This window comes from Streptosporangium sp. H13245 (assembly GCF_055690525.1).
Genome location: NZ_JBSZKT010000005.1, coordinates 229,613 through 255,340 on the forward strand (window position 1 = coordinate 229,613; position 25,728 = coordinate 255,340).

General features: G+C 64.9%; 18 protein-coding genes. 6 read left to right on the plus strand and 12 right to left on the minus strand.

The genetic code is table 11. The annotated features are described in order from the left end of the window. Nucleotides 1-772 precede the first annotated feature (772 nt). The 3 genes from ACW9TB_RS12625 to ACW9TB_RS12635 all read right to left on the minus strand — a co-directional run bounded on the left by ACW9TB_RS12625 (nucleotide 773) and on the right by ACW9TB_RS12635 (nucleotide 6,599). Nucleotides 773-2,491: an HAD family hydrolase gene (locus ACW9TB_RS12625; protein WP_472748158.1), complete on the minus strand. Its 1,719-nt coding sequence runs from the start codon at nucleotides 2,489-2,491 to the stop codon at nucleotides 773-775. A 407-nt stretch (nucleotides 2,492-2,898) separates the two neighbouring features. Beyond that, nucleotides 2,899-4,212, minus strand: coding sequence for an IS701 family transposase (locus tag ACW9TB_RS12630; protein ID WP_472748242.1), 1,314 nt, complete (start codon nucleotides 4,210-4,212; stop codon nucleotides 2,899-2,901). 461 nt (nucleotides 4,213-4,673) lie between these two features. Beyond that, nucleotides 4,674-6,599, minus strand: coding sequence for a hypothetical protein (locus tag ACW9TB_RS12635; RefSeq protein WP_472748159.1), 1,926 nt, complete (start codon nucleotides 6,597-6,599; stop codon nucleotides 4,674-4,676). A gap of 567 nt (nucleotides 6,600-7,166) precedes the next feature. Between ACW9TB_RS12635 and ACW9TB_RS12640 the strand changes: the two genes are divergently transcribed. Both ACW9TB_RS12640 and ACW9TB_RS12645 read left to right on the plus strand, forming a co-directional pair. After that, on the plus strand, nucleotides 7,167-9,398 hold the full coding sequence (locus ACW9TB_RS12640) for a hypothetical protein (RefSeq protein WP_472748160.1): 2,232 nt from the start codon (nucleotides 7,167-7,169) through the stop codon (nucleotides 9,396-9,398). Nucleotides 9,399-9,978: 580 nt separating this feature from the next. Continuing rightward, a complete protein-coding gene (locus ACW9TB_RS12645; RefSeq protein WP_472748161.1) occupies nucleotides 9,979-10,290 on the plus strand; it encodes a hypothetical protein in 312 nt (103 codons plus the stop codon). A gap of 162 nt (nucleotides 10,291-10,452) precedes the next feature. Here ACW9TB_RS12645 and ACW9TB_RS12650 read toward each other — a convergent pair whose 3' ends face one another. From ACW9TB_RS12650 to ACW9TB_RS12660, 3 genes are all read right to left on the minus strand, one after another. Beyond that, entirely contained in the window at nucleotides 10,453-11,304 is an 852-nt protein-coding gene (locus tag ACW9TB_RS12650) for an HNH endonuclease (RefSeq protein ID WP_472748162.1), read from the minus strand. A gap of 1 nt (nucleotide 11,305) precedes the next feature. After that, a complete protein-coding gene (locus ACW9TB_RS12655; RefSeq protein ID WP_472748163.1) occupies nucleotides 11,306-12,862 on the minus strand; it encodes an AAA family ATPase in 1,557 nt (518 codons plus the stop codon). 269 nt (nucleotides 12,863-13,131) lie between these two features. Next, complete coding sequence (locus ACW9TB_RS12660) at nucleotides 13,132-13,668, minus strand: hypothetical protein (RefSeq protein ID WP_472748164.1); 537 nt, start codon at nucleotides 13,666-13,668, stop codon at nucleotides 13,132-13,134. A 295-nt stretch (nucleotides 13,669-13,963) separates the two neighbouring features. Here ACW9TB_RS12660 and ACW9TB_RS12665 point away from each other — a divergent pair, with 295 nt between their 5' ends. Then, complete coding sequence (locus tag ACW9TB_RS12665) at nucleotides 13,964-14,536, plus strand: DUF6461 domain-containing protein (RefSeq protein ID WP_472748165.1); 573 nt, start codon at nucleotides 13,964-13,966, stop codon at nucleotides 14,534-14,536. A gap of 185 nt (nucleotides 14,537-14,721) precedes the next feature. Here ACW9TB_RS12665 and ACW9TB_RS12670 read toward each other — a convergent pair whose 3' ends face one another. Both ACW9TB_RS12670 and ACW9TB_RS12675 read right to left on the minus strand, forming a co-directional pair. After that, a complete protein-coding gene (locus tag ACW9TB_RS12670; RefSeq protein ID WP_472748166.1) occupies nucleotides 14,722-18,225 on the minus strand; it encodes a tetratricopeptide repeat protein in 3,504 nt (1,167 codons plus the stop codon). Then, complete coding sequence (locus ACW9TB_RS12675) at nucleotides 18,226-18,597, minus strand: hypothetical protein (RefSeq protein WP_472748167.1); 372 nt, start codon at nucleotides 18,595-18,597, stop codon at nucleotides 18,226-18,228. A gap of 308 nt (nucleotides 18,598-18,905) precedes the next feature. Here ACW9TB_RS12675 and ACW9TB_RS12680 point away from each other — a divergent pair, with 308 nt between their 5' ends. Further along, the gene (locus tag ACW9TB_RS12680) at nucleotides 18,906-19,103 is read left to right on the plus strand and encodes a hypothetical protein (RefSeq protein WP_472748168.1); all 198 of its coding nucleotides are present in this window, start codon (nucleotides 18,906-18,908) and stop codon (nucleotides 19,101-19,103) included. Between the two features lie 516 nt (nucleotides 19,104-19,619). Here the strand turns inward: ACW9TB_RS12680 and ACW9TB_RS12685 are convergent. Then, nucleotides 19,620-20,351, minus strand: a complete 732-nt coding sequence (locus tag ACW9TB_RS12685) for a GntR family transcriptional regulator (protein WP_472748169.1) — start codon at nucleotides 20,349-20,351, stop codon at nucleotides 19,620-19,622. Between the two features lie 134 nt (nucleotides 20,352-20,485). Here ACW9TB_RS12685 and ACW9TB_RS12690 point away from each other — a divergent pair, with 134 nt between their 5' ends. Together ACW9TB_RS12690 and ACW9TB_RS12695 are read left to right on the plus strand one after the other, a co-directional pair. After that, a complete protein-coding gene (locus ACW9TB_RS12690; protein ID WP_472748170.1) occupies nucleotides 20,486-21,148 on the plus strand; it encodes a hypothetical protein in 663 nt (220 codons plus the stop codon). A gap of 444 nt (nucleotides 21,149-21,592) precedes the next feature. Beyond that, complete coding sequence (locus ACW9TB_RS12695; protein ID WP_472748171.1) at nucleotides 21,593-22,135, plus strand: hypothetical protein; 543 nt, start codon at nucleotides 21,593-21,595, stop codon at nucleotides 22,133-22,135. Between the two features lie 237 nt (nucleotides 22,136-22,372). On the opposite strand, the gene ACW9TB_RS12700 is transcribed toward ACW9TB_RS12695, so the two are convergent. From ACW9TB_RS12700 to ACW9TB_RS12710, 3 genes are all read right to left on the minus strand, one after another. Further along, a complete protein-coding gene (locus ACW9TB_RS12700; protein ID WP_472748172.1) occupies nucleotides 22,373-24,259 on the minus strand; it encodes an adenylyl cyclase in 1,887 nt (628 codons plus the stop codon). A 435-nt stretch (nucleotides 24,260-24,694) separates the two neighbouring features. After that, nucleotides 24,695-24,916, minus strand: a complete 222-nt coding sequence (locus ACW9TB_RS12705; protein WP_472748173.1) for a hypothetical protein — start codon at nucleotides 24,914-24,916, stop codon at nucleotides 24,695-24,697. Nucleotides 24,917-25,048: 132 nt separating this feature from the next. Further along, nucleotides 25,049-25,627 carry a hypothetical protein gene (locus tag ACW9TB_RS12710; protein ID WP_472748174.1) on the minus strand — a complete coding sequence of 193 codons (579 nt, stop codon included), beginning with the start codon at nucleotides 25,625-25,627 and terminating at the stop codon, nucleotides 25,049-25,051. Nucleotides 25,628-25,728: the final 101 nt, after the last annotated feature.

A 25,728-nucleotide genomic window follows, 5' to 3' on the forward strand; every position in this document is an offset into this window, starting at 1 on the left:
ATGTACGGCCTTCGGTCATCCTTGCCTGACGCCGTGGCCCGACACCTGGAGTGTGAGCAACCGGGCGCGATCAGGTTGTCTTGTTTTTGACGACAAGCCCGGACACGTGACTCGAAGGACGGCCGTCGCCCCTGGGACTTCCCGGCGTCCGGCCTGTCACCTCGCCGATGACCAGGTGGACGTGAATGGGCACGGACAGGCGCGGGTTCGCACCGGTCCGCGGGGGTCGCCCAGCACGTACGCATGGCGCTCGGGAAATCGGCGGCCGTCCTTCGAGAGATTCGCACCTCCTTGAAATGCGATTGTGATGACTTTCCCGATCTGGTGGCGCCGGAATTCGCCCTCTGCTTATGTCTTTCCGGCCGGAGCGGAAGCGGCTGTCGGATCGGTCTTCCGCATCCTCACACGAGAATTGGCCCGGATCAAGATATGGCGATGTCGTTCCGGTTAATTCTTTTAGCGTACGTCTATTTGATGCGAAGAGCCGAGGAATTACGGCCACGCGCCGCGCCCGGCACCACCAGGGCGTATGTGCGGAACAAAGGATTATGTGCCCTGACCGGGCGTGGCGGGGAAAGTGCGCTGCCTGTCCAATTGTGGCCAGAAAAGCCCCGGCGGGCGCCTGTTTCATGGAGCGGAATAAGCGGGGATGGATTTTACCGCGATAATATACATTTAATCTAAATGGCCATGTGTGGCACGCCCGCGCGGCGTGGGCCGACGCGAACACAGCCCCACGCGGGCGGGCCCTCACACAGGTCCGGCGGGGGAGTCACACCATTCCGCTCGGTTCGGCGGGGGCGGTGTAGCGGGCCTCGATGAGCTCGCGCACCCGCCTCCTGGCGTCGTCGGCGGAGTCGCCGGGGTCCCGCTCGACCTCGGCCACCTCGGCCGACAGTTCCTCGTCCTTGACGCTGTCGGCCAGCCATCGTGAGTAGTCGCCCCGGTGCAGGTGGTGGTTCCAGGTGTCCTCGTCGACGCCGTCGGCGATGCGGCAGAACGCGGTCAGGTTGCCGCATCGCAGGTTCAGGGCCTCGTCGGGGCCGCGGAAGTAGAAGCTGGCGTCCTCCCCGAGCTCTCCGGCCGCGTACTTGCGGCGGTGCCTCTGGCGTTCCTCCTCGGGCGGTGCCAGCCGTACCCTGACCGGCTCGCCGCCGAGCTCCCAGAACAGCAGGTCCCCGGTCGGCAGGTCGGGAAGGTCCCCGCCGGGAGCGTCGTGGCCGGTGGCGGCGGCGAACGCGCCCAGGACGCCGCCCGGTTCGTCCCCGACCGCGACGACCGTGTTGAGGGTCTGGACGACCGCCTCGCTGACCGCCTCGGGATGCACGGTGACCAGCAGGATCCCGCCTATCTCGCGGAGCATCTCCACCGACTGCAGCCTGAACCCGTCGGGCATCATGTGGTGGGCCTCGTCGACCACCAGCCAGTGCGGGTGCCCGGAACCGGCCGGCAGTGCCGACAGGCGGGGCAGGAAGTCCTGGAAGAAACCGGGCCGGTCGTCGAGGGGCACCCCCAGCAGGTTGACCACGACGCTCTGCCCGGGGTCTCGCAGCACCTGGAGGATCTCCTCCTGGGTGGGCGCGCGCCGGACGTCGCCGAGCACGGACGCGCCCTCGACCCCGTCGGTGTAGTCGCCCTCGGGGTCGATCAGGCAGAACTGGTAGCCGGCCCCGGTGATCCGCTCCAGCAGCGCGGCGGTGACGGTGGACTTGCCGCTGTGCGAGGGCCCGGCGACCAGCACGCGCATGCCGTACGGCGGGAAGCGCACCTCCCCGGCGTCGCCGGTGCCCAGCAGCAGGCGGTGGCGCGTCACGTCCACGTCGGCCAGGTCGTTCTCCGTGAGCCGGTCGACCAGCTCGACGACCCCGGCGCTGCGCTCGTGCTCGGTCACCAGGTCACAGCGTTCCTTGACGGCGGGGAGCGCGTTGGCCACCGCCACCGCGCACTCACAGGCGGCCAGGAACGCGTGGTCGTTCTCTGCGTCGCCCACGCCTACCGTGCTGTGCGCCGACATCTCCAGCTCGGCTAGGGCGGCGGCCAGGCCGGTGGCCTTGTTCACCCCCGAGGGCAGGACCATCACCGCGCCCTTGTTGAAGATCACCTGCATCTCCAGGCCGAGCTCGCGGATGGTGTCGAGCACGGTCTCGGCGTGGGGTTCGGAGGTGGCCACGATCACCGAGCCGACGCCGAGCGGTTCCACGCCCAGCTCGCGCAGGCGCTCGACGAACGCCTCGGGCGGCGCCTCCGCGAGGGACGTGCTCTCCTGCTCGCCGGGGTGGTAGAGCACGGCCCCGTTCTCGGCGACGACCAGGTCGAACAGGTCCAGCCGCTCGAAGTCCCGGGTGAGTGATTCGATCTCCCTGCCGGTCACCATGACCAGCCGCCGCCCCGAGCGGGCGAGGCGTTCGAGCGCGTCCAGGGTGTCGTCGTCGACGCGGCCCTCGGTGGCCAGCGTCCCGTCGTAGTCACAGGCCAGAACGTGATAGCGCATGCCGGGCCACTTACCCCGCCCCCGGGAGGGAAACGGGACGCGGGATTTCTCCTGGCAGGAAACCGTTCCGGCGGCGGAGGGGGACCGTTGAGCGTGACGGGTGACGACCACCCGGAAGCCCGGGTGGTGACCGCGGTGAACTCGGTGTCCCGATCGTGGGGGGAGGGGTCTGGCCTTGTCGCCCGCGTCCCGCGGAGCCATGACGAGATCGCGACAACGTTGGGTGATCTCGGTGGTGCCGAGGGTGTGGACGCGGTGGGCGGCGTACTCGATGACGGCGGCACACGATCGCCGTGGGTCGGGGCACATGGCAGGTGTTCGGCTCTCTGTCGGCGAACCACCGGTGAAAGAGCGGGGCCAGCGTCCAGCACCTCGGGCGATGGCCTGCTCTAGTACTCCAGCCGTACTTAGTGATCTTTGAGGCGTTGCCGCTGGTAGTGGGCTCGCCGGGCGCGCGTTTGATGACGTAGACGCCAGAGGAACCACTCCCGGATATGGTGCTCGTCGATAGGCGGACGGGTCAACGACGCGAACAGACGGCGGATCTCATTGGCGGAGACTGCGATCGATTGACCGGCGGGTCCGGCATCATCGCCTGGAAGCCGAGTTCGCTCGGCTCGGTCAGGCAGGCCTGATTCGTCACCGAGGGCGGCCCGGGTGACGGCCAGGAAGGCCAGTGCCAGCATGGCCAGCGTCATGTACCGATACCAGGCCGGATAGAGCCGGACCTGGTAGTGGTCGAAGGCGGCTTCGTTCTTGCCGGTCTGGAAGCATTCCTCGATCGTCCAGCGGATGCCGGCGACGGCCACCAGGTGGCCCAGCGGCACCGGGGCCGGGGTGTGGCACAGATAGAAGGCCAGCTCGGTCGGCTTGGCGATGGAGCGGCGGATCAGCAGACGGTGGGCGGGGCCGGTGGTGGCGATCAGTGCCCCGTCATAGCGCCGCGTCCCTTTGGCGCCGTTGCCGCACGACAGGCGCTGCCATGCGGGCTTGGGAAGCCTCTTGGCGATGACGTCGGCGCGGGCCTTGCCCGTGCCGGTGGTGATCTGGTGGTCACAGGCCACGGACAGTACGTAGCTGAGCCGCTGGTCTTCCAGGAAACGGCGCAAGGGGCCGTTGTCGCCGTAGGCCTCATCGGCCGTCACCCAGGAAAACGGCACCCCGGCGACGATCGCCCGTTCGATCATTGCCTGCAGCAGTTGCGGTTTGGTGGCGAACCCCACCTCTTGGGGGATCTTCGCCGTGGCGCACCGGTCGGCGTCGGCGATCCACGAGGCGCGGGGCAGGTAGAGCTCCCGGTCCAGCAGGGCATGTCCGCGGGGCGTGGCGTAGCCGAGGAACACCCCGATCTGACAGTTGGTGATCTTTCCGACGGTGCCGGTGTATTGCCGCTGGACCCCGGCCGAACATCGGCCCTTCTTCTCAAAGCCGGTGTCGTCGCCGATCAGCACGCCGTCGGCGGCACCCAGGTGGTCGATCACATAGTCGCGGACGTCATCACGTGCACCGTCGACGTCCCACCTCGCCGTGATCAGCAGCCGTTGCATCCCGTCCGGGGTGGCCTCACCGGCGTACTCGGCCAACGACCAGCCGCTCTTGCGCTCCACGCCGGACAGCAGTCCCTGGATGCAGGCGCGGGCGCGCAGACGCACTTCCCGCCGCCGGAACCGGCCTGCGACGCGGGCGAACGCATCCTCCAGACCAGCGTGCAGACGGGCAATGCTCGGGTGTTCTACTCTGGCCAACGCGGCCACCGCACGATCTTCAGATCCATCACACCTGAATGATCACAGCGGTGGCCGTTCCCCTTTGTAGTGCCTACGTACGCACATAGCTACGTCCGTACAACACCACCAGCCCCGACGAGATCCCGATGTGCGGCTGGAGTACTAGGACTTCGTTCCTCAGCCCCAGCTCACCGAATACCAGTGGCGATGTATATAAAGGAGCATGTGTCGCAAGGTAATTCCCTCATTTCGATGTTTTCGAAATACAGTGAGCAGTATGACGGGCTGATCATTTCGGTATTTATGGCACCTTGTCAGGACGGCGAGGAAGCTAGCTAGAGCTGCCAGCGACTGGCTTTTCCCCGCCGTACCAATGGTCAGATATCAAACACCCTTCGGGGTCCGCTCATGCGTACCATTTACTTGAAGTCCGGTTATGTCGTAGCCACAACTACTCATGGGGGAAGTAATGGTGGCACAGCCGACTTATGGATCACATCGCCAGGCTTCGCCGCCCGGTGCATCCTGCACAACAGGTCTTTGTTGTCATTGTTGAATTTTTCATGGGCAACAGTAAGGTCGGTGTTGGCCAGAGCCGACTCAAGTGCTATCTGTACTGTCCAGGCACTCAATTGCATACCGAAGGAAGCGATGGACTGGGCGGCTTCAAGTGTCGTAGGACCGCCATGGGTGATCGCGTTACGGATTCTCATCAAACGATCAATTAGGCTGTTCCATTGATTTTCAAGCTGCGCGTGCCAACGCTTGAACGTCTGTGGGTTGTCCAGCCTTTTTGCCAGGGTTCGAAGGCGCCGTGCCGTTTGGTGGTGCTCTGGATAAAGATCGAGCAACCCTGTCAGGGCAGCCTGCGTAGACCCCGGGATAATTTCGATGTAGCCGAATTCATGGGATTTGAGTGTCTCGTCTTTGATGGCTAAAAGTGACGCGCGATCCTTGGCGGGCAACCCTGTGGGGTCGCCTCCGGCGCCTTCCCTAAGGGCGCGGTCAAAACTTCGATGGATGGACAGGGCCAACCAAGCTGGCTTCAGGTAAGTGGTGAGGTGGTCAACCCACTTCGCAGTGCCAATTCGGGAAGCTGCGATTTCGACCACGCGCACGCTTGCCATCACCTGAGCAAGATGTGACTGTTCTTTAGCGGCCTGCCACCAGTGCAGCAATTCCACCGCCTCGACTAGCCGACTGTCATCGATGGCCACTGTTCCGTCGATCTTCTTCCAGAAGGCCGCCATCTGCGCGTAAATCGCTGCCTGGCGACCGTGGTCGAGCGAGGCTTGCGTATATTTGGTGGTTTTGATGAGGTGCTCACTGTGCACCCAGTCGGAGATGCGTTTATGGCCGGGAGTGCTCTGCCAATACTCACCAGGTATTTGGGCGTAAAACTTCCCGATCGCGACTAGGGCATCTATGCGAGCGCGGGCCGCCGCGACGGGGTCGGTGTAGATACCAGTTGGCAAGAGTATTCGAATGTTAACGGTGCCGACCTTATGTGGCATGTGCGCGAGGAATTGGCCGTCGGTCGGGGTCCATTCCTTACAGTGGCCGCTGAACTTTGTTGAGGTCGCGTGAGGATCATCAGGCACATACTCGCTCATGAAGAATGTAATGTCTCCGAGGGAATCGACGATCTTTCGGGCAAGACTCGCTTTCTCGTAAGCTAGCATTACTACGTGCGAACTGGGTTGCGGAGGAAAGGCAAGGAAGTGCTCACACAGTGCCTTTCGCTCCTTGACTTTCAAGCATACCTGCGCAGACTCACTGTCCGTATCGTCTTCCCAAGGAGTAGGAACGTCGACAGCATCACATACCCTTTGTACGTCCCATCGGTGGTTCGCAAGAACCCCTTTGAGCGCATCGGTTAACCGGGTGAGATCATGACCGGTAAGTCGAGCGAGCGACAGGAACAGGTCGCGCTGGATCGCGATGACATCCGCTGGCGACTCGGGCCTAGCGCATTTCGACCATAGGTCTCCCCAGGCAGCCTGAAGCACTCCAGGATGTTTGAGACTGTTCAGCGGGCCCTGCACAGCGAGGATGGCCGCTGCTCTGTTTCCGGCTGGTTTGAGCCGCATTAGCTCGGTTTTCACTGTATTTAAGTCGGCTCGAAGCTCAGTCTCAACCTTCGTGCCGAGCCCTTCATTGACTGCGGCATGATAACCCCGCAGTGCTGAGTTGAACGCCTCTTGGTGATAGGCCGCATTGAAGGTACGCGGATCATTCAGCCACGCCAGGAGCTCGGCGACGGCTTCAGGGAACAGGAGGTCTTGCGAGTTCGACCAACGCTGGTGTGGCTGTTCGAGAGCGTGCCGTACCTCGTCGGCCGTATCGGGCGGCACGGTCCTGAGTAAGTCCCATCCATTCATGCTTCTCCCTGACGTCGAGCCCCGCCTACACATGGGTCATCCGCATAGACTGCCAGTGCTCTACGACATTTTTTAGAGCAGGTCTTGTCAGGAAGCTCTGGCTGTGACCCTATATGCACCGCTGACCTGCACTGGACTGTCCGGAGTGACTAAAGATCACCGTTTTGAAACTGCAGCGGGTAGTTCTTCATCCTCAACGGAACATGCTCCCGATCTCCCCGAACCAGCAAGGCCCAGGGCCTCAGGTGTCCAGTTCTCGCCAAGGATCGGCTCGCTTCGGCGCAACGCTGCTCCGAACTCACACAGCGACGACGTCCAATGTACCGACTACCGCGATAATGCGGACGAGATGTCGGACTCCACAGGTAGGTTGCTGGCGTGGCAAAAAGGTCTCGACGGCAGCGGGTAGCTCGACACCGTCAGAAGGGTTGGCGCCTGGCCGATGCTGACGCAGCCGCGCAAGTGGAAGTGTTCCAGCGTCGAGCGCTCCGGTCTGCCGAGGCCCTGATGGCCCTAATGAATGAGGCCGAGTCGTGGGAGGAGGCGGCCACTCGGACAACGGCGACGATGAACATGGTCGTCGCCGAGTTGGCCGAGCGGACGAGTTCCTGGCATGCGTTCGACGTCCTGGCGTGGCTACAGCGTGCGAACATGGCATACGCCGAGGATTACCAGGAGAGCACGCATGAAGGGTTGTCGGCGTTGGTGGAGCTCGCGGCGCTCCTTGTGATGGAACGGCCGTCGGCCGACGCGATGAGCGACGACTCGCGGCCCCGCGAACTCGAATCCGACGACATCGTGGACCCCGGGGCGGTTGCCCAGCTCTGCCGTGATTTGGACGCAGGCCTTCGTCGCCTTATCGACGCGGGGCATCTGCTGAACTTTGCGCGGCACGCCGGCGGCGGGCCTGACTGGCAGTTGCGGTATCACATGGTGGAGCGAGAGATCTTGCTGCGCAACCTGGGCTACCCGCACATGCAAGAGCGCCTGCTGCGAGGGCTGTTCGGCGAGCCGCCGGTGGCGGACCTGCTTGTCACGACCCTCGGCTTCACCATCGAACAGGCGCTCAAGGTCATCGACGGTTTCCAGATGATGATCGAGAACGCTTACCGGGACAGCGTGGACGCCGCCCGGGAGCACATCCTGGCCGCCCCACAAGCCGCTGACCCCGTTATTATGGACTCGGCCGCCACGCGCCGTCCCCGGCACGGTCGCAAGACGATGGACCGTGAACGGCTAGACAGGGTGCGCGTGTCTGTCGCAGCGATCGCGGCGATCGTGTCAGACCGGTTGGGGCGCCGGGTCGCCATTACCGCCGAGCAACTCGCCACCATGCTCGGCGAGGATTGTTCCGCGATCGAGGCGGTACTTCAGCTGTTTTCGCAGCCATTCGGTACCAGGCCGGCAGTCGATCTGGTCGAGGACTACTTCCGTGGCCGTAATCCGCTGCGAACCAGGGCCGTGCTCCACGACCACGCGGTCGGCTACTTCCCAATCAACATCGGGAACCTGCTGTTCGGCCTGCGGGAACTCATTGAGGACGCCTTCAAGCAGCACAAGGTCTTCGACCGCTATGCCAAACACCGCGGTGACTGGGTCGAAGAGGCGGCAGTGGCCGCCTTGCAGAAGCGGCTCGGCCCTGAAGAGGTGCACCGCAACATCGAGTTCGTACTCGCTGACGGACGCGCTGTGGAAAGCGATGCGCTCCTGGTGTGCGACCGGGTCGCGCTCGCTGTAGAGGCCAAGGCCGTCAGCCTTACCCCGCGAGCGCGCTCAGGTGATTCGGCGCGGATGAACCGTGACTTCACTCGCATCGTCGCTGACACCGTCCAACAGGCTGACCGGCTGCGTACCACGCTGGCCCGCGACGGTCGGCTGCGCGTCCGCGGTCGAGACCAGACCGAGTTTGACTTCGCCCATGTGCGACGGGTCTTTCCCATCGCCGTCACCTTGGAAGACGTCACCAGCGTCACTGGCAGCGCATCCGCGTTCGTTGACGCCGGGATCCTGCCGTCACGACGCGAGTTGCCGTGGATCGTGAGCCTGTTCGACCTCTGGGTCATCTGCGAGATCGTGGAAGGACCGGCGCAGCTGCTGCACTATCTGCACCAGCATGAGCAGGCGATCAACCTCGATATGATCACCGCATCCGAGGAACTCGACCTGTTCATGATGTTCCTCGACCAGGGCCTGTACATGGGTGATCACGTCGACCAGGACGGCAACCCCACCACCGGGTTCTTCACGCTATCCATGACCGACCCCTTGGACGCCTACTACCTGCACCAAACAGGGCAGCGCCGGACGCCGGCACCGAAACCGCGGCAGGAATGGTCACCAAAAGCGTTCCGTGAGCTGATCACCCAACTCGAGTGTGAACGCGCTGACGGATGGACCACCGCTGCCCTTAACCTGCACCAGGGCGACCGCAACGTCCGGAATCAGATTGCCACGATGGTACGCAGATTGGCCCGCCGTACCCGACTCGACGGGCGCCCACACGACGAGACCCGCCTGTTCACCGACTCACACTCCTCGTTCGGTGTCACCGGCATGTCCGTCGGAAAGGAATACACAGTTGATCAACTCCGCGAGAGGTTACTCACCTGGTGCCGTGCCCGCAAACACCTGGATCGCATCGCTTCCTGGACCGGCATCGGGATCATAGCCAACCAGCCGGGTAGGGTTGCTGTCCTTGTGCAACTCGACGAGCCGTGGACCGACGACACCGAGCTCGACCGGCTCGTCGCGACGTTACAGATGCGGCCCGCTGCCGAAGTTGCGACCACTCGTCGGTAAGCGAGGCCACCCTGCGGGCGCCGAAAATTCATCCGTCCAGGTCGACGGTCCAGAACTTCGTTCCTCAGCCCCGGCCCAACGAGGACCTGGCTGATCTGGGCCACCCTGAGCAGGCGGACTGAAGTATTGGAAACTACTCTGAGGCCAGAGGGTGGGCTGGAGTGCACGATCCGGAGTATGCAAGGATTACCTTACTGAGGCAAGGCAACACGATAAGTGCCAGGCCAGAGCGCTACGAGCAGAGAAACGCACCTTCCACTTTTAATCCGATGGCCGCAGCCCGGCGCAAGCAGCTCACGTAGTCCTTGCGGTATATGCACGGGATGACCTTCTGTAAGAAAGGCCAGCAAAGATGCTTCTGTGCTGGTCAGAGGCACTGTCACCGCTCGAAACGTAGCCCTCTTGAAAACCGCTATGCCTCCGGCGGGGATACTCGGCTCTGGGATGATCGACGTCGCACCACAAAGGCCGTAGGCGGTTGAGGTGGAAGCCGGATCTTCCCGCCTCGATGAGATCCAGTACCTTGCGCCGGAACTCCGGCGGGTAACCACGCCGTCCCATGCCACTCTCCTCTCAACGAGTGGCACAAGAATCCAAGAACCCGCCTCCACAAGACCAGGGACATACCATCACCTCTATCAATCCCGGCGCGGTTCACCGAACCCACCCCGGCTGCGGCGGACTGCGCAGGGGGCGGGCGGGTTCGACAGGGCAGAGCCAGGGAGAGTTTTCGTCAGGCGCACGCCGTGGCGACGGCCCCGGCCTGAGCTTCGCGTTGATCGGCGAAAGCGGTGGCGCGACCACTTTGGGACTGGTGGTGATGGCCGGCCTGGTGGTCTTCCTGGCGATGACGCCGCTCGCCGGTGCGCCGGCCGACCGACTCCCCGGCTGACAATCATGGTGGTGCCCCAGCAGATCGTCTGTGGCGTGAGCCAGGGCATCTCAGGAGTGCTCGTCTTGTCCTCTTGTCTCACGTCGTGGGCGACCAGTTTCGCCCTCGTCCGTTGTTGCGGGCTCAGCGATCGTCTCGCGTGGCTGGTCCACGGGGATGTTTCTAGGCGAAGCCGCCGTCGCAGAACCAGTCGCTGTCGGCCAGGGCCTGGTACAGGGCGGTCTGCCAGCTGTTGATGTGGGCTTTGCGGCGGGTTCGGGTTTGGCGCAGGAGTTCGTCGCGCACCAGGGCGGCGCCGTTGGTCGGGTCGGCAGCGTGAATTTCGCCGAGGCCGAAGCGGATGTTCCCAAGCTCTTGACCGGCTTGAGCGGCGTAGAGCTTGCCGAGGCCGAAGGTCTGAAAGTGGAGTTCAACGCGTTTGGTCAGAGTCGGGCTCCAGTGCGATGGCGCCTGAACGGAGAACATGACGGCGGCGGGTGCGGTGAGAATCACGCGGGCGGTGAGCCATAGGTCGCCGGAGATGTCGTCGAAGTAGGGGTGGAGGGTCTCCTCCTCCGCGGTGGCGGGGACATTGTCGAGCTTGGCCTTGTTGCAGTCGGAGCAGGCGGGGATCAGGTTGATGGGGGTGACGGCGAGGGCGGGGTAGTTGGCTTTGGGCAGGTGGTGGTCGAGGGTGGCGACCGAGCGGTGGCCGCACAGCGGGCAGCGCTCGTGTGGGGCGGTCATGATGATGTCGTCGTAGATCTGCCTGCCTGGGCCCTTCTGCTTGGCCATGCGGTTGGTGTAGACACTTTTGAGCTCGTCGTCGGTCGTCGGCGGCGCCGGTGTGAAGTCGGCCTGTCGCAGGGTGTGGAGGATGCCGGTTGCGGCGGCGGTGGTGTAGAGCTGTTCGGCGGTCTCGATGAGGCCGGTGCACGCGTTCAGCCGGAGTTTCAGGTCGGGATTGCGGATGCGGCTGATGCATAGCTTGAAGGAGGTGGCCGCTCTGTGGGCGGTGGGGGTGATCGGCCACATGTCACTGGCCGCCTTCGGCGTCCCGGACCGCGATGAGGGCACGGATGAGGGCGCGGGCTTCTCCGCCCAGCTGGCCATCGAACTTCGCGACGATGCTGTCGTAGGACAGGCTGGCGTCGACCTCCGCGCCGATCAGGCGGTGGAAGCCCGACTGGGTGACCTCGAGCCCGAACACCTCGCGGGTGAGCGTCCCGACATTCTCCCCGAAGGTCTCCACCTCGGGCCGGTCCACTGTCGTCGTCCAGCCCGATCTGCGGACAGTCAGGACACAGGTGCGGGGAACCTCCTGGAGGATGACGGGCGAGTGCGTCGCGATGATCCCCACACCGTTGCGGTTGACGAGCAGGTCGGACAGCGCACGGGTGAAAGCGCTTAGCAGCGGGGGGTGCAAGTGCGCCTCCGGCTCGTCCAGGAGCACGAGCGATCGCTCCTCGACCTTTTCCACGAGACGGGTGATCGTCAACAGGACGATCTTGTGGCCTGAGCTCAGCTTTCCGAAGACGCTGAGCGCCTCCGCTTTCAGCGCCTTCTCGTCGTCGGCGAGCTCGGTGAGGTCGGCGATCCCCGCGGTGTTGAAGATCGGGTCGGACTCTAGCGTTTGCAGCGCGCGCCGCCAGCGGACCAGGCGGGCTCCGTGGGAGCAGGCGTACACGCTCTGGCCGAACTCCTTGGCGAGAGCAGGGTTACCTTTGAGGGGCCTGCTCGCCTGGGATTGGCTACGGTTCCTGGCAATCGTCTTGAGGCCGATGTAGGCGTAGTCCGGGTAATCCGCAGGCTTGTCGGACTTGCTGATGGGTTCGAAGGCGTCGAACGCGCTGAAGGACACTGAGACGAGATTGATGAACCGCCCCTCGTCCTCGTTTGCGTCCTCGAACTGGAAGTGTCCTACTTCCGCCGGGCTCGCTCCGGGTTCGGCCAGGGCCCGTGCCATGTGGTGCTGCGTCCAGGATTTGCCCACGCCGTTGCGCCCGATGAGGACGTGGATATTGGTGGGCGGCCTCGATCCGGGAATGACGTGGAATTCCAGCGGCGTGGGTGCCGTGCCACCGCGCTCGGACGGCGGCGTGTAGGTGAAGTGGTACTTCGTCGTCGCGGCGCCACCGGTGCCGACCCTGCGGAACTGCGTCTCCACCGTCGGGCGGCGCACATACCGCATGAGCGACCGTTCGGTGACATCCTCGGCCAGCGCCCGGTGGAACAGTTCTTTGTCCACCGCGATGTCCCGCAGGGCGCGCAGGACCTGCTCCCGGACGTCCTCGCCGCAGGCTTCGCCGAGTTCCGCGTAGTAGGTGACGTCCTGTCCCAGGGAGAAAAACCGCTCGTCGAGCTCCTCGAACTCCTCCGGAAGGTTAGGCTTGCGCTGGCCTTCCGCCATCCCGAACTGGCCGATCTTCACCTGGCCGAACGAGGTCCGCCGATCCTCGCCGTCGATGTGGACCAGCTCGTGCTGTGTCTCATAGGTGAACCAGTCGTCCCAGTCGTTCGCCACCAGGAAGAAGCCTGGCCCACGGTTGGCCAAGTTCGGACGCCGATGCACGGGCAGCACCTTGAAACGCATCCGATCAACCTACAGCCCGGCGCCCTGCTCGGTGTTCCGGCGGAGCCACCGTCCCTCGCCAGCGGGCCGGCGCTGGAGGCGCGGGCGACGTCAGCCGCGGGAGGCCGGGCGCCTCGCCCGTGCCGCCGGGCGATCCGCACGGTGCTCGTCGGGCAGGGGGACTCGCAAGGAATCAGGGGCACTCGGAGTGCTCCCCCTAACAGGTCAGCGTTTCCTAGCTCAGCACCCAGCCTCGCTAGAGACTTCCCAAGCTGATAATGCAGGTCGCTCTATTCCGCGCCAGTTTGCCTGGATCGTTCAGAGTTCAGCCAGTATTGAAAGGATGAACTCGTAGATTTGAGCACGGTGGGATAGCGTGGCGGCTCAGGCCAGATCTGCAGGAAGTAGTGATCACCTATTTCAATCGCGATTTCTTCGTCCATTCCTCTGATGTGGTATCGCAAACGATATGTTCCGGGACCCGCGGGCAGTAGAGGAAGAGGATGCGTCCTCCCCCCTCCCCACTCCTGTAGCGAAAGCCGGCCCGATGGGGACTCGTAGCTGATCTCGACGATGTCTTCGTAGCCATCGAGGTCGGCACCCGGATCCCGATCGGCGACAGCCACCGTGAACTCCACCGGTCCCCACTGAGGGCCCACAATCAAGAGGGCACTGCCTTCCTCCACGCGGATGATCCCCACAGGGGGGCTCGGCACGTCGTCAAACCCGCCCACGTCGCACCCCTCGTCCACGAGGTAAGCCTGGCTGTAATCCACCTCCACCTCCATCTGTTTGATCTGCACGACAGGAGTTTCATCTCTGGTCATGGGCGGGAAGCGTAGACTCCGCCACCGACAAGATCGGCTATCAGCGGCAGCGCAATCAGGCTGCCGTCAAGTGATGGACGACGAGCGAGTTTCCCGTGCCAGATGCGTGCCAGAACAGGCGGGGAACCACGGTCACTCACGGGGACTCGACCTGCCCTGACCTGCACCCCGTTTTCCCAGCTCAGGACAGCAAGGTCAGTAGATGATTCCAAAGCTGACAGTGCACGGATTGAACATGTGAGGTTGTCGGACCTCGCTGCCATGATCTTCGCGTTCATCGCTCTCGTGGGAAGGCATGAGAATGAGCAGCGCTACGGCGGCAGCCTACAAGTGGCTCTGCCAGGAGTTCAGTGACGGCGTCGGAGAGATATGGCTCTTCGCCGGCTTCGTCCGAGACTTGTCCCCCGAGAAGGCCCTGCAACGCATCGGCGTCATCCCGGGACCTCTAGGGAAATCCGGATTCGGTGTCGCGGCTTATGCGGCCGACGGCGGAACCGCTCTGATCGAATACGGCTGGGCCGGCATCATCTATAACTGCGGTAGGGAACTGTCGGAGGGCACAGCCGCGGCCGCGGTGCGGGCGACCATCAATAACCGGGACTTCACCCACTCTGTCGACGGCCGCTTGATCACCACGTTCAGTCTGTACTCCTACCGTTTCCGGGAGGGGGCCGACCCTGACCAGCTCCAGGCGGATGTCGAAGACCTCGGCATGGACATCAACGGCGACCAGTCCGACTTCCTCGACGACCCCGTCTCCAGCGCTCTGGCCCTTGCCGAACGCGCCACGGGCGTCCACCTGTCTCCCGCTCGTTTCGCCCGTCCGGCTCTGATCGGATCCACCGACCACCTCCATCCCTACCGCTGACGCCCCTGGCTCATGAAGATCCGGAACATAGGCGGAACGGTCTCGGCACGTCACACCCGATGTGGCGCGAAACTTCAGGTCACGGCACCACACGCTGCATAGGAAGCCCTCCACTTTTAATCCGTAGGTTCAGAGTTCGAATCCACCCGACCGCCGCTGCTCACCCAGTTCCAATGCCGGGCCCTTCAGCGGAGCCAGGCCTTCGGCGCGCTTAGGCCGAGGTGCCGGAGCGCCCAAGCAAGGCGGTCGCGTGCTTCGAGGGTGTCCGGGTGCTCCGGACCGAGCAGACGGGATCTGGCCCTGACAGCGTGCTCCAGAAGGACTCTGGCCTCGGCGAACTCGCCGAGGCCCATGAGAGTGATCGCCAGGTTGTTCTCCGTGGTGAGCGTTTCGGGATGGTTCTTCCCCAGGCGCCTCCTGCACACCTCAAGGGTTCTGCGGTACTCGGCTTCGGCCTCGGGGAAGCGTTCGGTGGCAAGAAGCAGGAAGGCCAGGTTTCCCCACGTGTAGATGGTGGACGGATGCTCCGCACCGTAATTATTGCGCCGTATTTCCAGGACGCTTCTGTACTCGGCCTCGGCTTTCGCTGATTTCCCCTGCTCCTGCCAGGCCCGCGCCAATGAATGGCGTGAACTGAGAATATTCTGATGTTCTTCCCCAAAACTCTTTCGCAGTTCGCCGAGAATCGAGACGTGCTCGGCTTCGGCCTCGTCCACCCGCCCCTGCAACCGCCAGACCACCGCGCGGTTGTGCCGCAGCGTCAGAACCATCGGCCGACTGTCCGGCCCACTTACGGCGGCGGAGTCGAGCAGTCTCCGGTAGAGCTCCGCCGCCTCGTCGATCTGGCCCAGGTCCTTGAGAGTCAGGGCCAGGCCGTTGATTGATTCAACCGCCTCGGATTCGATGTCGGCGCCGTCGCCGCCTCTCAGGATCTCCTGGAAGAGCGCGGATGCCTCCTTCCACTTTCCGGCCGCATGAAGAGTCGCGGCCAGGTCGTTGTGGATGTTCCGGGCCTCGATCTTCGTGTTCTCCCGATTGCGGTCACAGGCCGAGAGGGCCAGCCTCAATTGGGATTCCGCGGCTTTGAGTTTTCCCTGGAGAAGGAGGTTGGAGCCGATCGCCACCATCGTCGCCAGACATGACGGATGATCCGGGCCCAAGGCGTTTTGTAGCTTTTTGAGGGCTCTTTTCAGCTCACGTTCGGCCTTCAGGTGGTCACCGTTATGGCCGAGGGCGGTCGCCCATTCGTACCGTGTCGCCAGTGTCAGTGGGTGTTCCGGGCCCAAATGCTTTTCGCGGATGTTCAGGATGTCCCTGAAGATAGCCACTGCCTCGCCATAGTCGCCCTGGAGTCTGAGCGTCGCGGCGAGATTGCCCCGCCCCACCAGGACGGTCGGGTGGTGCGGAACGAGCTGCGCTCCCTGGAAGTCGAGGATGCTCCGGAACTCCTTCTCCGCGCGTTTGACGTTGGCGCTGCCCGAGCGGACCAGACAGGTCGCAAGCGCGTGCCTAATCTCCAAGGTGTCGGGATGCCGGGGCCCGAGAACCTCCTCCGCGTCGCTGAGCAGTACCCGCAGTCCGGCCTCGGCCGATGCGTCGTCGCCCGCTATCTGCATGGTCAGGGCAAGGTTTAGGCGGGTCTTGAGGGTCGACGGATGCTTCTCCCCGAGAACCTTCGTCTCGGCTTCGAGTACGAGGCGGAACTCCGTTTCCGCCTCGGCCAGCTGCTGCTTGTTCCGGAGGATGACCGCCAGCTCGTGCCTGCTGGCCAGCGTGTCGGGATCCGACTCTCCGGCGAGCCTCGTGAACAGATCGAGAATGGTGCGCATCTCGCGCTCCGCCTCGTCGTATCTGCCCAGAGCCGTCAGCGACAGCGTTCGATCATGCCGGCTCAGGAGGGTGTAATGGGCGTCTTCCCCGAAGACGGCGGTTTCGCCCGAGATGACCTCGTCGAATTCGGCGACGGCTTCGGCGTGCTCTCCCCGTCGGGCCATCACCGCGGCCGCCTCGTAACGGCAGGCCAGCGTCCGCGGATCACGTTCTCCGAAGGACGTCGCGTTCTTCTCTGCCAGGGCCCGGAAACCCTCGTCGGCGCCGAGCAGGTCGCCGGAATCACGGAGAATCAGGATGGACTGGTAGTGGACACCTCGAAGCGCTTCCTCGGGTTCGCCGTGGGCCACCGCCCTGTCGACCACCGACCGGCCGAACTCGCTCGCGGCGACGTAGTCACCTCGCGACCGAAGGTAGCTGATGGCCGACTCTGCGGTGGACAGGAGATCCTTCGAGGCTCCGGGGACCGTCCAGCTCTGCTCATGATCGATGATGCTGCGCCAGTGGGAGACGACCTCATCCCACTCTTTCCAGAGCGCGGGATCCCGGCCGTGCGACGGTGTGCACCGCAGGAGGAGGCCACGCGCGGTGTCCCAGACATCTCTCTGGTCAGGTGACCGGTGCTTTAGGGAGGCGAGCGTCACCTCCGCGACCAGCCGGAACATTAGAAATCGCGGTTCGGCGCCATGCTCCGCGACGCCCAGCAGCCCGAACCTCTTCAGGCCGTATATGGCGTCACGGATCTGATCGGCTCCGGCTTCGCCGGGCCGGTGAGCCGTGATCGCGTCTGGAACCACCACATGGCGGGGGAGGAGGATTCCGGGTGCGTAGCACGACAAGACCTGGAGCACCCAGGGCGCGGACATGACCCCACGCCGTCGGAGCAGGTCCAGGGACAGTTCCCAGGTTCTGCCGATCGTGTGCCGCGCGCGTTCCTCGCCGGAACGCAGGTCGCCGGCCGATTCGGGTTCGTGGACGTCAAGGAACAGCGGAGACCGGGATACGGCGTCCAAGTAGTCGGCGAAGGTTCGCGCCGTCGCCAGCGGATCTTCACTGGCCTCGGCCAGGTAGGACCCTGCGAGGTGGAGGGCCAGCGGAAGGCTGGAGAGACGGATGCTCAGCCTCCTCGCCTCGGCGATCACCCCCGCGGTGGGGGCGAGATCCAGGAGGATCCTGGCCCCACTGGTCTCGTCGACGCCCTGGACGCCGTGGAACGTGGCGAGCCTGTTCCCCCACACGCGTTTGTTGGTGTCCCGCGTGGTGACGAGGATGCCCTGGCATCGCCCGACCGGCCGACGTATCCACCCTGTTCCCGACGACAGCTGGGATCCGGGGCAGGTCAGGACGTCCAGGTCGTCGGCGTTGTCGATGACCAGGAACCAGGGCTTATCCCAGCCGGCCAGGTGATGCCAGAGGAGGTCGGCGGCCCGCTGCATGGATTCCCGCCACGCGTGAAGGGCCGCTTCGGGGGACGCGCCGGCGAGGAGCGCCGCGTGGCGGAATCCGGCGGCCGCGCCGTCGAGAGACGACCCGTCGATCCAGAGAACGCGATGGCCCTTCTCCTCCATCATGGACGCCACCGTCAGAGCCGCCGCCGTCTTCCCCACGCCGCCCATTCCGCTGAGGACGTGGATGCGTCGGTTGCGTCCGGAGCGCACCAGTTCCTGGACCAGTCTGTCACGGCCGTGGAGCTGCGGCGGCAGATAGCCGTACGGCGGCTGGACGGAGCCGGTGGGCAGGAGCTCACCCGGCGCCGGGATCCTGTCTTTCGGGCTCCAGTCCGAGTAAAGGTGGACGGGGGCGTTGAACACACTTCCCGGGGCGTTGAGTCCGCTGGACCCTTCAACGTTGTTGTGCACTTACGCGTCTCCCCGCGCGTCTGCCGCCGGGCCGAAGTTCATGGTGATTGGTGCGGTGAATACCGAACCGGGCGCGTTCAACCCGGTCGAGTTCTCCACGACGTTCGATGCGGACGGATCGCGGGCCGTCCACCAAGCCTCGATCTCGGCCCGGAACCCCGGATCCGCGATGGCGTCGCGCCGCAGCGCCGCGGTGAGAAGTGCGACGGCCTCCGGTCCGGCGTCGTGTCTGTCCAGTACGTCACCGACCTCCGGCTCCTGCCCGAATCTGTTCTTCAGGCGCTCCCACATGGCGGTCGTGGCCGCCTGTCCCCATGCGCCGGTCGCTCCGCCGAGTGCCGCAAGTGCGATCTCCCCAAAGATCGGATCCATGATTTCCCCCGTGTGAGACTCAGACTGAGATGACAACAAGTCTGCGCGCCGAAGGTCCCGCGTGTGGTGCCAATCCCCGATCAGTCGGATTTGTCGGTCGTGATCGCTACGTTGTCCAAGATCCGAACGCGATCATGGTCCCGCTCACACCCCCTGCGAGGCATCGGCATGTCCACGGAACGGAAACTAACGAACGGAGATTACTTCACCATGCCGCACAGCCGGGCCCACGTCCTCCACCCGCGCAAAAGCGGCTTCTGCGTTCCGGTCAGGACCCTCGGCTCGGAGGCTCCCAGAAGGTCGCCGCGATGCTGGCCTCCCACCACCAGACGATCCGAGGGTGCCTGAAACTGTCCCCTCACCCGGACATTGCCGAGACCGGACTGGCCTGCCTCCATGGAAGCCCCGGCGCCACCCCGCTGGGCGCGGCCTCCGTCGCCGAGGCCGTTGGGATGTGCGTGGCCTGGCAGGACGCGGCGAGGCTGACCGCGTTCGCCGAGGTCTGACAGGCCGAGCGCGGGCTGCCCGTTGTCTTTCCGCGCTTCAAACGCAAAGGGCCCACCAATGGCAGGACGAGGATTGACCGTGTGGCGTCCGGAAGATTTACCAAATACGCAATTCTCCAGCTGGCCAAATTTGGCGACACAGAGCCTCAAGCCGAGATAGCCAAGGCAGCTCAACCTGTTTCGGCAAAGCCGATCAGGGCGACGATTGGTGCTCGGCGGTTGCTCATTGGTACGTGGCACAGGGGGCATTGCGCACTACCAGCGAACACTTTGACAGTGGCAAATCCGGGCGGTCTAACAGAAATAGACACTCTGCGGCATTGGGCGACAGTAATACTGTCAACTTTTAATCCGCAGGTTCTGAGTTCGAGTCTCAGGTGCCCGCCTGGGAGGTGGCCCCGCGTTCGGAGTGTGTGGGGCCGCTTTTGCCGTCCCGGTCGTCCCTCTGCCTAATCAAGCGGCAGCGAGGCTGTGCAAGCTCGATCATGCTCGGTATCGGCTGGCGACCCGCGTCTCCTACAGAACGATGCGATCCACCCGCACGGCGCGGTCGCCCGGGATGACGATCGGATCCGCGACCTCGACCACGCGTTCGCCCGAGTACATCAATCGGGTGATGGTGAAGACCGGCACTCCGGCCGCGATCCCGAGCAGCTCGGCCTCCTCCGGCGTCGGCATCCGCGTTGCGGTCTCCTCGGCGACACGGTCGACCTCGATGCCGAGCGTCCGCAGCTGGCCGATGTTGCCACCCGGCCACGGCTCATTGTGCGGATCGGCGACAGGAGTGCCCTCAACGTCGGCGGCTAGGAGACACGAGCGCGACATCTGGGACGGCGAGCCGGAAGCGTAGAAGACGAACCGGCGCTCAAGCACCCGGGCGCCGGGATCGATGCCGAACAGACCGGCAAGGCGCTCGTCCGCCTCGATCCACCGGTACGCCTTGTCCAACCGGTACTGCGACCAGGTGATCCCGGCGTCGTACGTGAACGACGTCTGGGGCTGCTCCTGAGGGCCGGAGTCGGCCAGGTAGCGATCCATGGAGATGCGCCGTACGGGCGGGCGCTCCCGGACGTACGTACCGGAGCCCTGGCGGGATTCGATCAGCCCCTCATTGCGGAGAATCTCCAGCGCCCGCCGGATGAGGATGTCGGAGACCTTGTGTTCCTCGGCGAGCACTCGCTGAGCCGGGAGCTTCATGCCCGGGACGAGCTCGCCCGAGGTGATCAGTTCACGCAGATGATCAGCCACGCGGAGATAGGCGTGTGGCCTCTCGGTCACTTCTACCCCCTGAACCTCAGATTGGCTTGACAGCACCGTACACGGTCGGGCAAGTTCGTATACAAACTTGCTAAGCCTGTATACGGCGTCACTTTGGAGCGCCCATGCCTGCTGCTGTCCCTCATGATCCGGCACACCATGCTCGCCTGTCCTACACCTGGCGGGACGAGCGCTGGCACTTGATCGACGCCCCGGAACCGACCGTCGTCCTCGTCAATTCCACCGTGTCCCAGGGCACGCCGTACTCCACCTTCGAACAGGCTGAGCAGGCATTCTGGCGCGGCATCTCCAACAGCATCCTCCGGCACCCCTGTCGCCTGACCTCCATCACGTGGGACACGGCCGAAGCGGCGACGGTTCGGGACGTCGACCTGATCCACCTGGCCTATCGCGATCGGGAACTCGCGGGGGCTCGCAGCTACACCACCGAAGCCGACGCCCGCACAGCTTGGGCGGGCGTTGTTCGAAGCATGATCGCGCTCCGGTTCCCCCTCTGGAGTATCTGGCGGACCGACTTCGGCCGCTGGTGCGCCACCTTGGCCGGAGCGAACACGGTGGCGCCGCACACGCTGACTGCGGACACCCCTCACTCCCTCGTAGACCTCCTTAAGACGAAACTGGAGCGAACCCGTATGAGCCTCGTACTGCCGACCCGAACCTGCCCATCGACGACGACGAGTGGACGAAGATCCTCAGCGAGGCATTCGAGAACTGGACCATCTGGCGTGCCCACGGCCGATGGCTGGGCACTCACCGCCAGCCACTGACAGAGGAGCAGGCGGCAGACGAATCGCCGCTCCACCGGACCGTGGAGGCCGACGCGCCTCGGGAACTGGCCACCCGTCTCGCGCAGCAGGAACTGCTCCGAGGAGGCACAGCGATATGAGCTCTGGCTTCGGTGAGCCTCACGCGACCCGCCGCCATCGCCCTATCCGCCTTCCCCGGTCGGGCAAGGGCCCTCCCCGGCGGACATGAAGGTGACCAACCTTCGGTCCTCTATTTACCGGAGGTCATGTGACCATCCCAGAGCCTTCTTCCGACGACCAGGCTGCTGACGAGCTCCACCTCGGCTCATCGGAGAACAGGACTGATCACCGCCCCTTGTGCAGACGATCGTCTGTTCGCCGCCCAGCGTGCGCGGGTGAGCGGCTGCCGTGGTGGAGGCGGCGCTCACACCACGATCTTGGGCTGCCCTTTGATGGGATGTGCCCATGGAGCGGACAATGCAGCTGCTGGGCGAGATGCTGATCTACTGTTTCGCGGTTGTCCTGCTCACCGGCGGATTCCTGGCCTTCTTCTACACGCCCGGAAACCAGATCGTTTCCTACAGCGGCCCCTACGAGCCGCTGCGGGGGGGCACCATGAGCACCGCCTACAACTCGATCCTGCACATCAGTTACGAGGTGCGGTCGGGGCTGTATATGCGGCAACTGCACTACAGTTCCTCGATCCTGCTCCTCATCGGGACCGTCGTCTGGGCTCTGCTCGGCCGTTTCCGGTACGCACTCGCGGTGCTGGGCCTGGGCGTGCTCGGCGGGCTGTCCGGCTTCGGCGCCGCCGACGACTTGCTCACCGGGACCTTCCTGGAACGCGTGCCCACTCTCTGGTGGTACGGCCTGCACCTGCTGTTGGCTCTGGCCGTGGGCGCCACGCTGGTGATCTCGTCACGGCGAGAGGCGGCCCGACAGCCCAGAACGCTTCCATTCGTGGCCATGAGCCTCGGTCTCGCCGCTCTGGCCATATTCGGGCTCTAACGGGTTGTCGTCCGTGGCGGTGAAGCAGCTTCACTGCTCTACTCCGAGCTGGCCAGCTCTTCCTGCGGTCCATCCGGGTATCGGTGGCGTGCCACAGGCGTTCCAGATCCCACGGGAAACAGCGTGGAACGGCGTGAGGCGGGATCCCACGGTTGGCCGGATCCCGCCGTACGAACAAGTTGCCTGCGAAGTCCCCGGTGGGCCGGGTCCGGAGATTCCGGCCCACCGGGGCGGGGCCTACGGGGCCGGGTAGTCCGTGATGTACACCGGCGCGCCGACCTTCGTCATGTCGGCCGCGTCGCCCACGCCGTTGACGACGTGGTCGATCACTCCGGCACTGAGGTTGACGGTCATGATGTGGTGCAGCTTGACGCCCGGGGTCTGCGGGACCTCGAAGCCGTTCTCGGTGTGGATCTGCGGGTTGTTCTGGTTGAAGACGTAGACCCCGCCGCCGTAGAGGAGGTGCCGCTTCACGCTCCTGCCCACCTTGTAACCGGCGTAGCCCTCGACGTCGCCGTCCATCCAGTCGGCCTGGGTCGGCGGGTCGTACGGCAGCTCGTTCTGGTAGAGGATCGTCGTGCCGTCCTCGCCGTTCCAGATGGTGTTGTGCCGCTGGAAGTGCTCGACGAACAGGCCGGTCGCGGTCACGTGGTCGCCGTTGATGATGGCGCCGTTGCGGCCGGTGTTGGTGTTCCACCGCTGGGTGTCGGTGAAGCCTTCGATGCCGTGGTCGGCGCGCCACACCCAGGTGTGGTCGATGAGTACGTGGTCGCTGTTGACCTCAAGCGCGGTGTTGGTCCTGCCGATGTGGGGTCCGCCGACGCGGAAGTACACGTCGGACAGGGTGATCGGGTTGTCCGCCGTGCTGTGGCTTCTCTTGTCCTTCTTGCCCACCTTCAGCAGGACCTGCGACTTCTTGAGACCCGCGTCGACGGTCACACCGGCGACGATCACGCCGGGGACGGAGTCGACCTCGATCGGGGTCGAGGCGTTGACGGCGGTCAGCGTGGCGTGCCCGATGCCGAGGACGACCGTGTTCGGGCGCTCGATGTCGATGCTCTTCTCGATGTCGTACACGCCGGGGGTGAGCAGCAGGTGCTTGCCGCTCTTGAGAGCGTTGTTGATGGTCTTCACCGAGTCCGACGGCTTCGCGATGAAGAAGTCGCTGATCGGCAGCGTGTAGCCCGGGGTCATGCCGTTGGCCCACGTGATGCCGCGTGAGTTCTTCTGGACGGCGGGCACGCGGACGTTGTAGTTGCCCTGCTCGTCGACGAACAGGTAGGGCTTCTCCCGGCTGACGGGAGTGGTGTCGAGAGTGGTGTAGGGAGGGCTCGGGAACCCGGACTCGGCCGGTGCGCCGACGACGCCCGAGAAGACCTGGTTCCACACGGCGTTCGACCAACCGGCGACCTCGCTGTTGCGGGTCAGCCACTGCTGCTGCGATCCGTTCGTGACGGACGGCAGCTTGGAGTCGGCGATGAAGCCACCGCTGGCGTACTGCGGCCCGGCGGTGCAGTAGTCCATGAGCGACAGGGTGCCGCTGTTGATGTTGAGACGCCGCAGGGACACCGCCTGGGAGACGGCCCAGAAGTTCGCCGACCCCCGGCAGCCGTCCTGGCCGGCCGCGTTGATGTTGATCGACAGGTTGGACAGGGTGCGCCAGAAGTTGACGAGCGCGAGGCAGTTGCCGGTCCCGCCGCCCTCCAGGCAGCGGTTGTAGACCTCGACCTTGCCGTTGATGACGACGTCGGTGGGCGAGGCGCCCAGGCCGGAGATCTCGGTGTAGTAGCCGACCTTGATCTGGAGCGGCTGCTCCGCGGTGCCGTACGTGCCGGGCTTGAAGAGGTACGCGTGGCGGGTGGTGCCCATCTCGTTGTCGACCTGGGCGGCGTGTTTCGCGTCGAGGGTCGCCTGGATCGAGCTGACGGGCATGCTGGGATCGAAGACGGTGACGTTCGGCCCGAGATCAGGGGCGCTGAGGGTCGGCGATGCGGCGGTGGCGGGTGTTCCGGCCGTCATGACGGCGGTCGCGAGTACGAGACCGAACGCTAAGGCCCGGCCGATCCGCCGACGGCGCGGGCGTCGCGTCGTCACACTCTCGTAGCCGGGAGGCTTGGTCGCCATACGGTTCGTCCTTTCCGCTGCGTGTGCAGCGGTTATTCGGGGGGTGAGATCCTTCGACGGCGGCCGACACCGCCGGGCCGTGAGAGCGCTCTCTCAAAGGGGTGCAAGACTTGTATCAAGGGTTGAAGGAATTGATACGTTTCTACCGCGTGAACTGGCCGGAGCACAAGTAAACGAGCCGTGTCGGCTGGGCGGGTCCTGTGGATCATCGTGGAAAACGAGAGGCGGCCGAACGCCACCGGCCGAGGCCATCGCGTCGAGCGGGGCGGCCGTCCGGGAGCGCCCGGCGTTGTGGACCGTGCTCAGGACGTCGGGCCCGTGCACTCCTGCCGATCGCCGGGCAGGCCGTCACCATCGCCGCCGAGATCGTGAGGACCCCCGCCTTCCCGGAGCCGTCACCGCCAAGGGCGATCGAGACATGGCCACCGAGGTGGACTACGCCGTGGAGCAGGCGCCCCAAATGGCCGAGGGCTTTGCATGGAATTCGCGGGTAACGCCACGCGAAATGGTACGGACCTGATCGCGAATGGCTGTGACATCAATGAGGATGCCCAGAGGTGGCATATCGGGGATCTGTAAGGCCGGGCCGCGCTGATCGCTGAGCATCTTGTGGGCGTGGTCGCCGTCCAGGCCGCCGCGCCCGTCAAGGCCGAGCACGGCCGGTCAGGAAAGACCGCGCGTCGCCTCTGACCTGTACTGGCCTTTCCCTGGCGGTCTCAGGTCGGTCTTTCGATCCGCGGGTTCGGGGTTCGAGCCCCGGGGGCACGGTGATCCTCCGGCCCCCAGGGGTCAGCCGGAGACGTTCCGGCGGCGGACGAGGACGACCATGACCCCGACGGCGGCCAGCGCCGCGGCGGCGATGATGGCGATCTGGAGGGGGAGGTCGTTGTCCGAGGAGCTCTCCTGGGCGGCGCGTTCGGCCAGGGCCGTGCTGGACGCCGGTGCGGCCGCCGCCGCGGGGAGCTTGATGTCCTGGGCCTTCACGGTCGCCGACTTGCGGGCCTCGGCGGGCTTGGTGGCGGTCACGGTGACCTTCCACTCACCCGCCGGGAGCGGCTCGGACGCGTTGTAGAGGTTCTGGCCCTCGGGTGCCGACTTCAGCGGGATCGGGCCGAAGGTACGGCCGTCGGCCGCCTTCGCGAGCAGGGTGGCCGCGACGATGTCGGTGACCGGGCGGCCGTCCTTCTTCCAGGTGAAGAGCACGTTGACGTTGCGGGCGCCGTCCCCGGCGACCTCCAGGGCGATGGGCGAGCCGGGCGCGGCGGAGGCAGCGGAGGTGAAGGGGGCGGCGGTGGCGGCCGGGGCGCCGAGCAGCAGCCCGAGCCCGGCCAGCAGGGTGGCCGCGGCGTACCTCAGGGCCTTGTTCATGGGTCGTGGTTCCCTTCCGGGTTCGGCGGTGGGTCCGGTGACAGGTTCAGTGGTGGGTTCGGCGTCGGCGGGTCCGGCGGACCCGCCGACGCCGGAGTGCG

Bases quoted from the DNA above. Each gene is read 5' to 3' on its own strand.
- ACW9TB_RS12625 (WP_472748158.1), bottom strand. From the start codon at position 2,491: ATGCGCTATCACGTTCTGGCCTGTGACTACGACGGGACGCTGGCCACC.
- ACW9TB_RS12635 (WP_472748159.1), bottom strand. From the start codon at position 6,599: ATGAATGGATGGGACTTACTCAGGACCGTGCCGCCCGATACGGCCGAC.
- ACW9TB_RS12640 (WP_472748160.1), top strand. From the start codon at position 7,167: ATGAACATGGTCGTCGCCGAGTTGGCCGAGCGGACGAGTTCCTGGCAT.
- ACW9TB_RS12650 (WP_472748162.1), bottom strand. From the start codon at position 11,304: ATGTGGCCGATCACCCCCACCGCCCACAGAGCGGCCACCTCCTTCAAG.
- ACW9TB_RS12655 (WP_472748163.1), bottom strand. From the start codon at position 12,862: ATGCGTTTCAAGGTGCTGCCCGTGCATCGGCGTCCGAACTTGGCCAAC.
- ACW9TB_RS12660 (WP_472748164.1), bottom strand. From the start codon at position 13,668: ATGACCAGAGATGAAACTCCTGTCGTGCAGATCAAACAGATGGAGGTG.
- ACW9TB_RS12665 (WP_472748165.1), top strand. From the start codon at position 13,964: ATGAGAATGAGCAGCGCTACGGCGGCAGCCTACAAGTGGCTCTGCCAG.
- ACW9TB_RS12675 (WP_472748167.1), bottom strand. From the start codon at position 18,597: ATGGATCCGATCTTTGGGGAGATCGCACTTGCGGCACTCGGCGGAGCG.
- ACW9TB_RS12680 (WP_472748168.1), top strand. From the start codon at position 18,906: ATGCTGGCCTCCCACCACCAGACGATCCGAGGGTGCCTGAAACTGTCC.
- ACW9TB_RS12690 (WP_472748170.1), top strand. From the start codon at position 20,486: ATGCCTGCTGCTGTCCCTCATGATCCGGCACACCATGCTCGCCTGTCC.
- ACW9TB_RS12695 (WP_472748171.1), top strand. From the start codon at position 21,593: ATGGAGCGGACAATGCAGCTGCTGGGCGAGATGCTGATCTACTGTTTC.
- ACW9TB_RS12700 (WP_472748172.1), bottom strand. From the start codon at position 24,259: ATGGCGACCAAGCCTCCCGGCTACGAGAGTGTGACGACGCGACGCCCG.
- ACW9TB_RS12710 (WP_472748174.1), bottom strand. From the start codon at position 25,627: ATGAACAAGGCCCTGAGGTACGCCGCGGCCACCCTGCTGGCCGGGCTC.